Here is a 13613-nt window from a genome sequence, read left to right on the forward strand (position 1 = left end):
TTTGTATGATGAAATGTTTCCCTGCCTTAAATTCTAAAAGCGTTGTAGAATTAATTTTTTATCAGTTCCAACGGCTTGTCAAGTATACTTATGAATTATTCGAATAAAATGACAAATTGATTTATCATGTGTAAAATAAGTTATATTAAAAAATTAAAGGCGGTTTGCAAAAATGTTCAGCAAAGATGCAATTTATAAAATAACGATCCCTATACCTTATCCGATTAAAGATGTGAACGTGTATGTTGTAAAAGGGGACGCATTGACATTAGTGGATGCAGGGATGAAAACGGAGGAAGCGTGGAGAGTTTTTGAACATAAGCTGAAGGAAATAGGGCTTGTGCCTGAGGATATTGAGCAAGTCATTCTTACCCACCATCATCCTGACCATATCGGTTTGCTCGATTTTTTTGATGGCGATCTTCGTGTTTTGGGCCATCGTTTGCTTGCTCCTTGGCTTTCTCATGATGTGCGTTTTTTTGATCGGCAAAAGGAATTTTTTTTAGAATTATTGAAGCAGTTTGCCGTCCCGGAGTCGTTTGCGTCACACTTAGATCATCTTGATCTTTCCTTATATCCACGCAATCATCCGCTGACCTCCTCCATTCAAGAAGGAGATGAAATAGACGGGATGCCTGGGTTTACAGTCATTGAGACTCCTGGACATGCCCAAAGCCATATCGTTTTGTACAATGAGAAAGACTGCCGAATGATCGGCGGCGATCATTTGCTGAAAACCATTTCCTCCAATCCTGTTCTTGAAATGCCGTATGAAGGAAAAGAGCGTCCAAAACCTCAGCTGCAATATAATGAATCTTTGAAAAAGCTTTTGCATATTCCGATTTCTGTTGTCTTTCCGGGTCATAAAGATGAATTTTTCGATCCTCATCTGTTGATTCGGAACCGTTTAGACAAACAGCATGAACGCGCGCTCACCGTATTAAAGCATTTAGAAAAACAGGAAATGACGGTGTTTGCTCTTTGCAAGCTTCTTTTTCCGTCTGCTTATCAACAAGAGCTTTTATTTGCTATATCAGAAACTGTTGCTCAGCTTGATTATTTAGAACAATATGGAAAAATTAACAAAAGAATAGAAAATGGAGTTTTACTTTTTTCCGTGCAACGAAGAGGTGACAAATAAATGAATTCGCGGCTTAAAGATCGATTGGTAGTTATTACGGGGGCATCGAGCGGGATCGGGGAAAAAATCGCAAGGATCGTTGCAGAAAGCGGTGGACACTTAGTTTTGCTGGCTAGGAGGAAGGATCGTCTCAAGAAACTTTCGGATGAGCTACAAGCCTCTCACTCTATTTCTTGTACATATTACGAACTGGATGTCAGTGACCTTGACGCAGTTTCCGAAGTATTTACGGACATCACAGAGAATTTTGACCGAGTGGATGTTTTAGTCAATAATGCTGGTTTTGGTATTTTTCGAAATGCAGAGGAAGCAACATTTGAAGAGATGCAGCAAATGTTTAAAGTAAACGTGTTCGGATTAATTGCTGCGACAAAGCTGGTTCTTCCGAAGATGCTGGCCCAACGGGAAGGGCATATTATTAATGTCGCTTCTCAGGCTGGCAAAATAGCTACTCCGAAATCAAGCCTCTATTCTGCTACAAAACATGCTGTTTTAGGCTTTACGAACAGCTTGCGGATGGAAGTGGCGGACCGCGGGATTTTTGTAACATCTGTCAATCCGGGTCCAATTGAAACGGATTTTTTCAATCTTGCCGATACGTCAGGGGATTATGTGAAAAATGTCCAACGCTGGATGCTTAATCCGGAAGCTGTTGCACAAAAAATCGTGAGCGTGATGCTGACAAATAAACGGGAAATTAATATGCCTGTTTGGATGGAGCTTGGCGGGCTTGTTTATCGTCTCATGCCCTCCCTATTTGAAAAAGTTGCCGGAAATTTGTTTCGGCAAAAATGACCGGGAGCATGATGCAGGAAATGAACAGAAAGCTGAAGGCGGACTTTTCGCTAAAATCTCCGCTCTCACTTCTGAAAAGGCGCGTCAAGCGTCTTTTTATTTTGACAAAAAATTCAGCTCGTTCACCGATTTGTCTCCAACTTAAATCTTCTAAAAAACGCGGCTGTATTTTGAATAAGCTGTTTCCAAGCTTAATATCTGTTTTTCGATGCCGTACTTCGTTGTTATGCTCCTTTTGTACCGCGAAAAATGGCGCAAATTCCCATTGAAACCGAACGTATATTCCCATACAATGAAAATAAAATAAAACCGAACATACATTCTCATAAGGGGATGATGGAATGAATTATGAATCGTTTCCAAACCGGCATATATTATGCATCGATATGAAAAGCTTTTATGCGAGCTGTGCGGCGGTCATGCTTGGGCTTGATCCTTTAACATCCCACATTGCTATCGTTGGGGACAAAGATCGGGCAGGAAGCATTGTATTGGCCGCTTCACCAAAACTGAAGGAAGATTTCGGAATTCAAACCGGATCCCGCTTATTTCAAATTCCAAACGACCCCCGCATCCGCCTCATCACTCCGAAAATGGCGACGTATTTACGGATTTCTGCTGAAATTACTCGGCTGCTGAACCGCTATGTTCCGAAAGAAAACATCCATGTTTACAGCGTAGATGAATGTTTTATTACTGCGGATGGAACAGAAAGACTTTGGGGGGATGCGCATAGTCTGGCCGAAAAAATTGTGGAAGATTTACGAAATGAATTTTCTCTCCCATGCGCGGTTGGGATCGGTCCAAACATATTGATGGCGAAGCTTTGTCTAGATTTGGAGGCGAAAAAGAAAGGTATAGCGGAATGGACGTATGATGATGTCAAAACGAAGCTGTGGAGCATCAAGCCGTTGCGTAAGATGTGGGGGATTGGGGCAAGACTTGAAAAAACGTTAAATCGAATGGGAATTTTTACAGTCGGTCAGCTCGCAAATTATCCGTTAGAGCTCCTTGAAAAGAAGTTCGGCGTCATGGGGAATCAGCTTTATTACCACGCATGGGGAATAGATCTTTCCGACATAGGCTCTCCGATTATGCTGGGGCAAATCAGTTTTGGAAAAAATCAAATATTGCTTCGCGACTATCCGGACCCCGAAGAGGTGAAATGCGTCATCTTAGAAATGTGCGAGGAAGTGGCAAAAAGAGCGAGGGAACACCGGATGGCGGGGAGAACAATCAGCCTTGGAATCGGCTACAGCCAAAAGGAAGGCGGAGGAGGATTTTACCGTTCAAAAACGATGGATGTCTCAACAAATATTACGATGGATCTTTATCGAGCCTGCCTTTTGCTGTTTGATCGTTTTTATGAGGGGAAGACAGTCAGAAAAATTTCCATCTCTCTTTCCAACGTGGAAAAAGACAGCGGCATGCAGCTTGATTTGTTTAGGCCGAACCGCATAAAAGAGCATCGTTTAGGATATGTAATGGATGCGATTCGGAACAAGCACGGCTCCAATGCACTGCTGCGCGCTGTTTCGTATACGAAGGCAGGAACGAGTCTTCACCGCAACAAGCTGATCGGCGGGCATTATGCGTAACGAATATGAAGAAAAGAAAGCAAAGGATGGGATAAACAATGATTCAGGATCGTGGAAGCATAAAGTGGACAGCTATGATGCTGCCCGAGCATGTGAAATTACTAAGGAAATACAATGAAAGTTTAGATAAAGTCGAAAAACCGGTTTTAGATGAACAAAAATATGAAGAATTTAATGAAGTTATCTGTGAGGCTATGGAAGAGAACATTACTCTACAATTCACCTATTATCAAAAAGGTGAAATAAAGAAGCTTGTCGGCAATATTCATTATATCGATCAGCTAAAAAGAGAATTACGAATTGTTGATTACTTGACCAAAAAACATGTTTTAAAATTAGGAGATATTATTGAAATTGAGCAATACTAAGAAAACAGCATTAGAAATACAAATTTAATAGGGGTAGCGTAAGGTCAGGAAAATGCAGATTTACAACGCTTAGAAAATGACGATAATTAACAGCCCAATTTCTAAAAATTTGAGAAATTGGGCTTTTTGCTACTCTACCATCGGCGTCCTATAATGGAATAACTAAAACATGATCTCAATCTTAAAATCAATTAATTTTTCTTTCACTAAAAAAGCACCCGTTAGTGAATAAGTGACATTCACGGTTAACTAAAAACAATTAAGTTTCACTCTGCCACTATAGGGTCATTTTCTGGAATAAGTAAGAGAATTATTTTCTTAGCTCCTGTAATAATTTACACTTATTAAAAAAGCTTTGACATTAGCTGTGTCAGGGCGTCCACAACAAGAGTGTTGGGGCATGAAAAAGCGTTTTTGTAGCTATCAACTTCTTTAAAGCCTCTCAGAAGCCCTCACAGGCTTTCTAAGGACTATCCTATTCTATTTCCGCCAAAAAGTTGAACAGTCTGCTTTATCCTGAATATTAAATTCAATCATTTTCTCCAGCAATTCGTAATTTACCGGCTCATTCCACGGAATTCGAAACAAGCCTTTGGTAGCGCTGTAGCCAGCTTGGGCGATTTCATCGGCAAAATGCATCATTGTTTTTTCTTCAGGTGAAACGCTCAAATGATGCTTCGCTGTGGAAAAGCTGATGATAAATGTGCCGTGATCGGTAAACATTGGCGTATTCCACTTGATTTGCGGTTTCAAATTTGGAAATTTATTAGCAACCCACGCCAAAATTTCCTCTGTTCGGTCGCGGTGGTCGGGGTTATCAATACCTGCTAAATATTTTGCAAAAACTTCCATGTTATTTCCTCCTAAAATAAAAATCGTTCAGAGAAGTTCCTCAAACCCATTCGTCGTTAAAACTCCTCACAGAACCGCTCAGAACACGACACCTATTTCCACTATATATTTTACAACCTGAATAGTCAAAATGGCTTAAAATGCAAATTAGTTTTGAAATTTTCCATCCGAATGTAGAGTTAAAAAAAGGTTCGACCATTTAAAGCAAAACTTGATTATTTATAATAAAGATTGATAAAACCATGATATTGTGAAACAATTTACTTAAACTGAAGGAAAGGATACAGCACCAAATTAAATGAATATTAGTTTAATTTATGCTGTATCTTTTCGCTAGTCAACTACACGAGCCGTAGCAATTCAATGACCGAATTGCTACGGTAATCAGTTTATGATTTAAGGATGGCTGATAACTTGAAAACAAATGCTAGGTATCAAACTTGGATTCGAATGAATAAACTACTAATTTTTTTGCTTTTTTCACTTTTATTCATTTTGTTGACATTCTTACCTATTAATTTATATCTGCGAGTTTTGTCAGGTATTATAGCGTTACCATTAATTTATATTACATTTATCCTTTCTTATTCTTATTACCAATTCGCAGCATTTGGGGGAAATTATCAGTCAAAAATACATGACTTAATTGTTGCCAAGGTGAATTGGGATGGGCGAGGAAAAATACTGGATATAGGAACAGGCAGCGGTTCACTGATTATAAAACTTGCAAAGGCTTTTCCTGAGTCCCTATTAACTGGAATTGATTATTGGGGCGACGATTGGGAATATTCGAAAGATCAATGCCAACGAAACGCTGAAATTGAAGGGGTTTCTGATCGAATAAATTTTCTGAAAGCAAGTGCCACAAAACTGCCTTTTAAAAATGATGAATTCGATATAATTGTAAGTTGTCTAACATTTCATGAAGTTAAAGATGAAAGAAATAAAACAGAAGTAATGAAAGAGGCATTAAGAGTGTTAAAACCTGGTGGTGGATTTGTCTTTTTAGATCTGTTTATGGATGAAAAAATATTTGGGGATGAAAAAGAGCTCTTAAATTCCTTAAAGAAACATGGTGTATCTGAATTGAAAAGCTACAAACTCGCTAAAGTAATGAAACTGCCAAAGCTTTTATTGAACAAAAAAGTATTAGGGAATGCAATGATATTGATTGGAAGAAAATAGACGTGTCATAATTTGCTTGTGAAAATAACACTGATTTCTCACAAATAAAAACAACAGCTTTATTCAACTAACCCGGCTAATAGTTTGTCAATATTTCTCTATAAATGTTTAAAAAAAGTTAATCGGTTATGTTCATTCTGCTTCAATAAGCGGAGAGAGCTAAAATATGATAGAATGGAGGCAAAATTAAAAAAGGATGATTTTAGCCTATGAACATTTCGTTTACAAACGCAGCGAAAGCAAAACTTAAAGAGATATTGGAAATGAACGAAAACCGCTATATAAAGCTGAAATATGATACAGATGGCTGCGGCTGTGTCATGAGCGGTGTTACTGTTCTTTGGCTTGTGAAAGATCTTGATGAGGATGATATGAAAATTGATACAAATTTTGTCCCGGTGTACGTGGAGCGATCAAAGCTTGTTTTTTTAGATGATGAATTGCAAATCGATTATCACGGGCAAAGACAAATATTCATGCTCAAAAGTCCAATGCAAATTTACAATCCAAGAATGAGCTGCATTGTGAAATGAGGGAACAAAATTGAAGGAACGTCTAGCTTCTTTAAAGAACATTGCTTTAAATAAAACATGGGTGTCCTTTCTCCATGACAATCATCCGTACACCCTTCTGCATTGGTCTGTAGGAGGAATGGGATATGAAAAAAAGGATGTGTGGCTGATTCAAGATGAAATGACGTTTGAAGCGGAAGAGTTTGCCACGATCGATGAAGCAATTGCATGGATGGAAAAAAACATGCAGAATATTCACGATGTATTAGGATAAAAAAGAGCATGCATTGGTCAAAGGAAGGGAAAAAACATGAAGGATGCATGGAATCTCAAAGATCAAATCGGCGAAGAAAAAGCGAAAAAGCTTATAGATATGAAGAAACAAATTGAAGAAGAAAAAGAGAAATTAAAAAAACTGGAATTGGAGCGTAAAAGAAAAGAGGAACAAAAGCGGGAAAAACAGAAAAGCTTTGCTGAATTGCTCGCAGAAAGCGACTTGAAATGGGAAGATTTTAAATAAAAAGCTGGAAAGGAGGCTGTCCAAAAAGTCAGGGTTAACTGACTTTTGGAGCCCCTTCATTTTAGGGACTTATCGGACAGACCATTTTTCCTGTCTTGTTTATATCCTCCAGAAGTCTTATGAAGGACTTTTCTTATGTTTTCTTTCTTCATTAGGTTCTTCAAAAGTTGTATGACGGACATTCAGCACATACAATTGCTTCTTGTTGGACTTCATTGCCTCTATGAAGGACATTTACAAATTTTATTCGATTATTTTTGTCTTTCACAGTAGTATTTCTCCCCAATCCTTCATTTTAGGAACTCATTGGACAGCCCCTTTATTCCCAACATTTATTATGCCAGCCATGAATTTGTTTAGAAACGCTTTCTTTTATAAATGAAAAAGAATTCCCACAAGAGAATAGATAATGACAGTTGAAAATAAGATTGTCATATGAAACAGAGAATAAAGAAACATTGATTTTGCCCATTTCTCTGAATCCATTTTTTTATAACCGAAAATGCTTAACATAAGCCACAGAACGCTTAAAAGAAGGGCTACTAACATAAGACCGAGGCTTAAAGGCCCAAAAAGAAAGCTTGCTGCAATTAAAATAATTAAATAAATATTAGTTTGTATATATGTTCTTTTAACACCTTTGACAACTGGGAGCATAGGAACCTTCGCAGCCTTATACTCATCGTGCTTGCGAATAGCTATAGCATAAAAATGAGGCATTTGCCAAATAATTGAAATCACAAACAAACCAAGAATGGCTGGATGTGTCACGTCCGGATGAACAGCAGCCCATCCGATGAGAGGGGGCATTGCTCCAGAAATACTGCCAATTTCCGTATTATAAATTGTTCTTCTCTTGCTCCACATCGTATATGGGACAACATAAAAAAACAAACCTAGAAACCCTAGGAATGCTGCTAGAGGAGTTGTTAATGCAAGAGCTGCTATTCCTAAAATAGACATACAGATTCCAAGCCATAATACGGTTTTAGGCTTTATTGCTCCTGTCACAGTCGGTCTGTTTTTCGTCCTTTCCATGATAGAATCTATATCTCGGTCATATAAGTTGTTAAAAGCTCCAGCTGCACCCATTACGAAAATCGATCCAATCAAAGCAAATAACATTTCCGGCAATTTCTCAAACAGGCTGATCTGATACGTATACAATGCCAATGTCAATCCAGCCAACATCGGAACGAGATTTGATTGAATAATTCCGATTTTAAAAGTTTCAGCCAAAATTTGGGGCAAAGTTGGTTTCTGTGTTGTAAGGCTTTCTTCTTTTCGCATTCTTCCCCTCTTCCCTTTTCACTCATGATCTATAAATCTAGGAGGACATCGTTGATAGTTGCGTCCAGCATAATGAGAAATTATAATTTGTATACTGATTAGAATTTATATACTATCTGGTATGTTAATGCTATATGGTATGATTGTCAAGAGAGAGGGAGGATAGCAAATGGTCAGACGAAGATTAACCCAAGAGGAGCGAAAAAAAGAAACGCGGCAATTACTTTTAGAGTCAGCTGTTGAAATCTTTGCTCGATTCGGCTTTCACGGCGCTTCTGTTGATAAAATTGCAGAACATGCCGGATTTAGCAAAGGGGCGGTATATGCCCATTTTCGTTCCAAAGAAGAGCTCTTTTTAGCCATTTTGGAGCAACAAATGCAATTGCATGTGGACAACATTCTTCAAGTCATCGACGGACAGCATTCGCTTTCACATTTTATCGAAACGATGGATGAATATTTCCTATCAGTTAGGCAGAAAAATCGAACGTGGAGCATGCTTAACATGGAATTTTTTCTTTATGCGATGCGTGAAGAATCGGTACGCCGAAAATGGTCTGACATGATAACGGAGGCGGTACAACAAATTTCCAAGGCGATTGAAAAATTGAAGTCGAAAGAGATTAACGATTCTGTTCTATCTGCGGATGAAATAGCATGGACTATTCTTTCGTTAGAAAACGGTTTAGCGATATTTTATTATATTAGCGAAGACCGTGTGCCCCTTCATTTATATGGAAAAGCACTGCAAAATTTGCTTCGATCCCCTCATTAGAAAATATTCAAGCTTAAACGGATTTCAAAATATATTAGTCCAAAAATTTTTCAAGATAGGAATGAGCGGCGCTGTTCAATGAACCGATACATATAGTTGTAAATCCGGTTGATGTGCTATGAACAATCGTTTAGCCATTGAGATTGCACGATCATGCGAATCTCATCCGTTTCGGCAGGAACATCAACTGGATAACTAAATTGAATTTTCAACAGTCATGTGAATTCCGAAAATAAATAAGCGGGGATCGGCCCCGCCTGTTTTAATCGCGATGGATTGTATAAAGAGACTGTTTTGTTGCGTTTATAAGCGCTTCGTACTCTTCTTCCAGCAGATCTTTTGCTTTCGCTGCTTGGACATTTTCTAGCAGCTGCTCTTGCTTGCTCGCTCCGGCAATGCAGGAGGCTACAACACGCTGATGAAGAACATATTTTACGGCTGTTTCCGTCCGAGTGCGATCCGGGCATGCTGAATCGATGCTGTGCAAAGCTTCTTTTAATTCATCGAACGTGTAGTCTAAATATCCATTGTTCTTGACGCGCTCAGAGGCTTTTTCAAGCGGGCGCTCTGTCAAGAGGCCTTGAGCCAACGGCCCTCTGGCAATAACAGAAACGTTATGCTCCTGAATCAAAGAAAACCATTCTTCTGGGCGCCGGTCAAGAAGGCTGTATTGCATCATGATTGAAACGATATTGGAGCGTTTCAACCATTCTTTAATAACGTTCGGCCGAATCGAAGAAATGCCGTAGTAGCGGATGACGCCTTCCTGCTTTAACTCTTCGAACGCTTCAATCGTTTCATCGATCGGGTCGTCGATTGTTCCTCCGTGAAGCTGATATAAGTCGATATAGTCTGTACCCAGCCGTCTGAGGCTTTCTTTCACTTCTTCCTTTATGTATTTCTTGGAAGGATCCCACCACCATCCGTCTTTGCCAACTTCAAACCGGTTTCCTACTTTTGTTGCTAAAATGATATCGTTTCGACGCGATTTAAGAGCCCTTCCGACAAATTCTTCATTCAGGCCTTGATCATAAAGATCTGCTGTATCAAAAAAATTAATCCCCAATTCAAGCGCTTGGTCAATCAGCGAACGCGCATGCTTTTCGTCGCGGCCAAGCGACATGCATCCAAGACCGATTTCGCTCACATACAGCTCGGATGTTCCCAATCTGCGCTTTTTCAAAAAGATCACCTCTCTTTTTCTCTTCTAATTTGAAAGTAGTATAAACTTTTTGAAAAAGCAAATGTTTCATATTCATGATGAAGCCATTCATAGACTGTTTTATATCGTTTTGCGGCCTCCTTTAAGCTGTAAGCAATTTCCTTCGGCTTTCCGATCATCACAACCCGGTTATAATTCCGATACATGAGCAATCGCTCCGCCTCCTTTTCAATTATGGTAGAATGTATGAAGAATGATTGGACAATAGAACAGGAGTTGAATATATGAACCGTTTAAACGAGGAAACGATTGCGAAGGAAAAAATTTTTTCAGGGAAGATTATTGATGTATATGTGGAAGATGTCCGTCTCCCAAACGGGGAAAATGCGAAACGTGAAGTCGTGAAGCATCCGGGTGCAGTTGCCGTGATCCCTATTACAAATGAAGGGAAAATTGTCATGGTGAGACAATATCGCAAAGCTTTAGAACGCCAGCTTGTGGAAATTCCTGCCGGCAAGCTTGAAAAAGGGGAGTCACCTGAAATCACAGCAAGAAGAGAGTTGGAAGAAGAAACGGGCTATGGATGTGAATCATTAAAACATGTCATTTCGTTTTATACTTCACCGGGCTTTGCTGATGAACTCGTTCATCTTTATTTAGCTGAAGGATTGATAAAGCTGGAAAATAAAGCGAGTTTGGATGAAGACGAGTTTGTCGAGGTGCTGGAAGTAACCCTTGAGGAAGCGAGAAAATTGATAGAAGAAAAAGAAATTTACGATGCAAAAACAGCTTATGCAGTTCAATATTTAACATTAAAACAATTGAGTGAGGAGATATGAACGCTTTTTTCGCAGATTTGCACATTCATATCGGCAGAACAAATACAGGAAAACCGGTAAAGATTACGGGCGCTAAGTCGCTGACGCTTGAAAATATTTTTATAGAAGCAGCTGAGAGCAAAGGTATGGATATAATTGGCATTATTGATTGCCATGTCCCCGAAGTAATCAAGGAAATTGAAGATGGCATCAGAAGGGGAAAGTATGAGGAATTAATGGAAGGGGGAGTCCGCTATCAAAATTCGACACTTATTTTAGGTACGGAGCTTGAAATATTTGATGAACATTGCAATGGGCCGATCCACGTTTTATGCTTTATGCCGACTTTAGAAAAGATGAAGGAATTTTCCCATTGGCTCAGCTCCCATTTAAAAAATATTCATTTAAGCTCTCAACGGGTATATGTTGAAGGGAAAAGACTTCAGCATAAAGTGAAGAGCTTGGGCGGATTGTTCATTCCGGCGCATATTTTTACTCCTTTTAAAAGCTTGTACGGAAAAGGGGTTCAGCGAAGCTTGACAGAAGTTTTTGATCAAACACTCATCGATGCGGTCGAGCTCGGTTTGAGCAGCGATACTAACATGGCAAGCCGTATTCGTGAACTAGCTTCCTATCCATTTTTAACGAACTCAGACGCCCATTCATTGCCAAAAATCGGGCGGGAATATCAGAAGTTGTTGTTAAAAGCGCCGACGTTTCAGGAATTGGTGATGGCGATCAAAAAAGAAAACGACAGAAAAATTGAGGCGAATTACGGATTAAACCCGAAACTTGGAAAGTATTACGAAACGTTTTGTGAAGCGTGCCAAAAAACAGTAGGCTTGACAGATGAGGGATGCTGTCAAATATGCGGAGGAGTAAAAATTACAAAAGGTGTAAAACAGCGGGTTGAAGAACTGGGGGATAAAACAAATCATGTGGAGAAAAGGCCCCCTTATATTCATCAAGTCCCGCTAGCTTTTCTGCCTGGCATTGGCCCTAAAACATTAAAAAAATTAAAGCATTATTTTGGAACGGAAATGAATATTTTACACAAAGTTCCGTACGCCGATCTTGTCGAAGTGGTTCCGGAAAAAATCGCCGCTTCCATCATCTCGGCAAGAGAAGGCACCCTTTATGTGCAATCAGGGGGAGGAGGAAAATACGGAAAAGTGGAAGGTGCGTAAATTTTCGCGCCTTTTCTTTTTTTCTAGTAAAAATACGAATATGTACCATCCGTTCTCTCATACAATCTAGTAAAGAAAGACAGGAGAGGATAGGATATGCAGAATATTCAGCGTTTTTTACTAAAACAATTGAAAGATCAATCAACCGTCTATTTATTTGTGCTTATATTGTTCATAATGGGAGTAATTTTTGGCGCAATCATCGTAAACAGCATGAGCATTACGCAAAAAGAAGATCTGTATTATTATTTAAACCTGTTTTTTGGACAAGTATCGGACGGAAAACTTGCCAGCTCGTTTGAAATGTTCAAGCAAAGTTTTTTCCACAATACAAAATATGTAGGGCTTATGTGGCTTCTAGGCATTTCGATCATTGGTCTGCCGATTATTTTTATCATGTTATTTTTAAAAGGAATGGTCGTTGGATTTACAGTCGGATTTTTAGTAAATCAAATGAAATGGGGCGGATTTTTGCTGTCATTCGTTTCCGTTTTGCCGCAAAATTTGCTGCTGATACCTGTGTTTCTTATTATGAGCGCATCGGCAATTTCTTTTTCCTTCAAGCTCATTAGACAGCTTTTTGTAAAAAAGTTCCACGATCAGCCGTTTCGAATGTTTGCAGGCTATGCAGTCACATTTTCTTGCTTGATCGCCGTTATATTGCTCGCTGCAATGTTAGAAGCATATGTTTCCCCGATCCTGATGAGAGGGACGATTGATTTTATTTATAAATAATAATTATTATTTAATATAAATTTTATTTTTTAATTTAAAATTATTTCAGTTGGACACTTTCTTTTATTTTGTTATAATATATGAGGAATGCGGCGAGGGAGGGAAAGTGTCATGGAAAACCGCATAGAGCGTATAAAAAAGCAGTTGCATTCTTCAAGCTATAAATTAACCCCGCAAAGGGAAGCAACCGTTCGTGTTTTGCTTGAACATGAAGAGGATCATTTAAGTGCCGAAGATGTTTACCTCCTCGTTAAGGAAAAATCGCCTGAGATCGGGCTCGCAACAGTGTACAGAACGCTGGAATTGTTAACTGAGCTGAAAATTGTTGATAAAATAAACTTTGGAGACGGGGTTTCCAGATATGATTTGCGCAGGGAAGGAGCCGCTCATTTTCACCATCATCTCGTATGTATGGAATGCGGTTCCGTTGATGAGATTCAGGAAGATTTATTAGAAGATGTTGAAAAAATTGTCGAACGAGATTGGAAGTTTAAAATTAAAGATCATCGTCTAACTTTTCACGGCATATGCCACCGCTGTCAGGAAAAAGAAAAAGAAGATAACAAGAAAGAATAAAGCCTTTTCCGCGAGGGGAAAGGTTTTTTTATATTATATACGTATAAAGATTGTCCAGACGGTCATATCTTTAAATATAAGAAAATATGGCCTTGTGGA

Annotated in this window: 17 protein-coding genes; 13 read left to right on the forward strand and 4 right to left on the reverse strand. The window is 39.0% G+C overall.

Features of this window, described 5'->3' with window-relative positions; translation table 11 throughout:
• Nucleotides 1-172: 172 nt before the first annotated feature.
• From NSQ94_RS06850 to NSQ94_RS06865, 4 genes are all read left to right on the forward strand, one after another.
• Entirely contained in the window at nt 173-1141 is a 969-nt protein-coding gene (locus NSQ94_RS06850) for an MBL fold metallo-hydrolase (RefSeq protein ID WP_339230424.1), read from the forward strand.
• Complete coding sequence (locus tag NSQ94_RS06855; protein WP_066247648.1) at nt 1142-1936, forward strand: SDR family oxidoreductase; 795 nt, start codon at nt 1142-1144, stop codon at nt 1934-1936.
• 341 nt (nt 1937-2277) lie between these two features.
• Nucleotides 2278-3534, forward strand: a complete 1257-nt coding sequence (locus NSQ94_RS06860; RefSeq protein ID WP_339230427.1) for a UV damage repair protein UvrX — start codon at nt 2278-2280, stop codon at nt 3532-3534.
• A 38-nt stretch (nt 3535-3572) separates the two neighbouring features.
• Nucleotides 3573-3902 (forward strand): YolD-like family protein, encoded by a 330-nt coding sequence (locus tag NSQ94_RS06865; protein WP_066247653.1) that lies wholly within the window; start codon nt 3573-3575, stop codon nt 3900-3902.
• Between the two features lie 480 nt (nt 3903-4382).
• On the opposite strand, the gene NSQ94_RS06870 is transcribed toward NSQ94_RS06865, so the two are convergent.
• Nucleotides 4383-4754 (reverse strand): iron chaperone, encoded by a 372-nt coding sequence (locus NSQ94_RS06870; RefSeq protein WP_339230429.1) that lies wholly within the window; start codon nt 4752-4754, stop codon nt 4383-4385.
• Nucleotides 4755-5156: 402 nt separating this feature from the next.
• Between NSQ94_RS06870 and NSQ94_RS06875 the strand changes: the two genes are divergently transcribed.
• The 4 genes from NSQ94_RS06875 to NSQ94_RS06890 all read left to right on the forward strand — a co-directional run bounded on the left by NSQ94_RS06875 (nt 5157) and on the right by NSQ94_RS06890 (nt 6971).
• Nucleotides 5157-5939: a class I SAM-dependent methyltransferase gene (locus tag NSQ94_RS06875; protein ID WP_063388348.1), complete on the forward strand. Its 783-nt coding sequence runs from the start codon at nt 5157-5159 to the stop codon at nt 5937-5939.
• 209 nt (nt 5940-6148) lie between these two features.
• Entirely contained in the window at nt 6149-6472 is a 324-nt protein-coding gene (locus NSQ94_RS06880) for an iron-sulfur cluster biosynthesis family protein (RefSeq protein ID WP_063388347.1), read from the forward strand.
• A 10-nt stretch (nt 6473-6482) separates the two neighbouring features.
• On the forward strand, nt 6483-6725 hold the full coding sequence (locus NSQ94_RS06885; protein ID WP_063388346.1) for a DUF2552 family protein: 243 nt from the start codon (nt 6483-6485) through the stop codon (nt 6723-6725).
• A gap of 36 nt (nt 6726-6761) precedes the next feature.
• Nucleotides 6762-6971 carry a DUF3886 domain-containing protein gene (locus NSQ94_RS06890; RefSeq protein ID WP_130157802.1) on the forward strand — a complete coding sequence of 70 codons (210 nt, stop codon included), beginning with the start codon at nt 6762-6764 and terminating at the stop codon, nt 6969-6971.
• Between the two features lie 372 nt (nt 6972-7343).
• On the opposite strand, the gene cyoE is transcribed toward NSQ94_RS06890, so the two are convergent.
• The gene (gene cyoE / locus NSQ94_RS06895; protein ID WP_339230432.1) at nt 7344-8261 is read right to left on the reverse strand and encodes a heme o synthase; all 918 of its coding nucleotides are present in this window, start codon (nt 8259-8261) and stop codon (nt 7344-7346) included.
• Between the two features lie 169 nt (nt 8262-8430).
• On the opposite strand from cyoE, the gene NSQ94_RS06900 reads away from it, so the two are divergent.
• Nucleotides 8431-9036 (forward strand): TetR/AcrR family transcriptional regulator, encoded by a 606-nt coding sequence (locus NSQ94_RS06900; protein ID WP_339230434.1) that lies wholly within the window; start codon nt 8431-8433, stop codon nt 9034-9036.
• Between the two features lie 262 nt (nt 9037-9298).
• On the opposite strand, the gene NSQ94_RS06905 is transcribed toward NSQ94_RS06900, so the two are convergent.
• A complete protein-coding gene (locus NSQ94_RS06905; RefSeq protein ID WP_339230435.1) occupies nt 9299-10219 on the reverse strand; it encodes an aldo/keto reductase in 921 nt (306 codons plus the stop codon).
• A 5-nt stretch (nt 10220-10224) separates the two neighbouring features.
• Nucleotides 10225-10404 (reverse strand): Z-ring formation inhibitor MciZ, encoded by a 180-nt coding sequence (gene mciZ / locus NSQ94_RS06910; RefSeq protein WP_145976098.1) that lies wholly within the window; start codon nt 10402-10404, stop codon nt 10225-10227.
• Nucleotides 10405-10482: 78 nt separating this feature from the next.
• Between mciZ and NSQ94_RS06915 the strand changes: the two genes are divergently transcribed.
• The 4 genes from NSQ94_RS06915 to NSQ94_RS06930 all read left to right on the forward strand — a co-directional run bounded on the left by NSQ94_RS06915 (nt 10483) and on the right by NSQ94_RS06930 (nt 13514).
• On the forward strand, nt 10483-11037 hold the full coding sequence (locus NSQ94_RS06915) for an NUDIX hydrolase (protein WP_063388341.1): 555 nt from the start codon (nt 10483-10485) through the stop codon (nt 11035-11037).
• A complete protein-coding gene (locus NSQ94_RS06920) occupies nt 11034-12203 on the forward strand; it encodes a TIGR00375 family protein (RefSeq protein WP_130157809.1) in 1170 nt (389 codons plus the stop codon). Before NSQ94_RS06915 ends, NSQ94_RS06920 begins: the two co-directional genes overlap by 4 nt.
• Before the next feature lie 96 nt (nt 12204-12299).
• A complete protein-coding gene (gene spoIIM / locus NSQ94_RS06925) occupies nt 12300-12938 on the forward strand; it encodes a stage II sporulation protein M (protein WP_066247667.1) in 639 nt (212 codons plus the stop codon).
• A 111-nt stretch (nt 12939-13049) separates the two neighbouring features.
• Nucleotides 13050-13514, forward strand: coding sequence for a Fur family transcriptional regulator (locus tag NSQ94_RS06930; protein ID WP_063388338.1), 465 nt, complete (start codon nt 13050-13052; stop codon nt 13512-13514).
• Nucleotides 13515-13613 lie beyond the last annotated feature (99 nt).

It is taken from the genome of Aeribacillus sp. FSL K6-2833 (assembly GCF_037965815.1).
GTDB classification, from domain to species: Bacteria; Bacillota; Bacilli; order Bacillales; family Aeribacillaceae; genus Aeribacillus; species Aeribacillus composti.

Coding starts and splice junctions, on each gene's coding strand:
- NSQ94_RS06850 (WP_339230424.1), top strand. CDS start 173: ATGTTCAGCAAAGATGCAATTTATAAAATAACGATCCCTATACCTTAT.
- NSQ94_RS06855 (WP_066247648.1), top strand. CDS start 1,142: ATGAATTCGCGGCTTAAAGATCGATTGGTAGTTATTACGGGGGCATCG.
- NSQ94_RS06860 (WP_339230427.1), top strand. CDS start 2,278: ATGAATTATGAATCGTTTCCAAACCGGCATATATTATGCATCGATATG.
- NSQ94_RS06865 (WP_066247653.1), top strand. CDS start 3,573: ATGATTCAGGATCGTGGAAGCATAAAGTGGACAGCTATGATGCTGCCC.
- NSQ94_RS06870 (WP_339230429.1), bottom strand. CDS start 4,754: ATGGAAGTTTTTGCAAAATATTTAGCAGGTATTGATAACCCCGACCAC.
- NSQ94_RS06875 (WP_063388348.1), top strand. CDS start 5,157: ATGGCTGATAACTTGAAAACAAATGCTAGGTATCAAACTTGGATTCGA.
- NSQ94_RS06880 (WP_063388347.1), top strand. CDS start 6,149: ATGAACATTTCGTTTACAAACGCAGCGAAAGCAAAACTTAAAGAGATA.
- NSQ94_RS06890 (WP_130157802.1), top strand. CDS start 6,762: ATGAAGGATGCATGGAATCTCAAAGATCAAATCGGCGAAGAAAAAGCG.
- cyoE (WP_339230432.1), bottom strand. CDS start 8,261: ATGCGAAAAGAAGAAAGCCTTACAACACAGAAACCAACTTTGCCCCAA.
- NSQ94_RS06900 (WP_339230434.1), top strand. CDS start 8,431: ATGGTCAGACGAAGATTAACCCAAGAGGAGCGAAAAAAAGAAACGCGG.
- mciZ (WP_145976098.1), bottom strand. CDS start 10,404: ATGTATCGGAATTATAACCGGGTTGTGATGATCGGAAAGCCGAAGGAA.
- NSQ94_RS06915 (WP_063388341.1), top strand. CDS start 10,483: ATGAACCGTTTAAACGAGGAAACGATTGCGAAGGAAAAAATTTTTTCA.
- NSQ94_RS06920 (WP_130157809.1), top strand. CDS start 11,034: ATGAACGCTTTTTTCGCAGATTTGCACATTCATATCGGCAGAACAAAT.
- spoIIM (WP_066247667.1), top strand. CDS start 12,300: ATGCAGAATATTCAGCGTTTTTTACTAAAACAATTGAAAGATCAATCA.
- NSQ94_RS06930 (WP_063388338.1), top strand. CDS start 13,050: ATGGAAAACCGCATAGAGCGTATAAAAAAGCAGTTGCATTCTTCAAGC.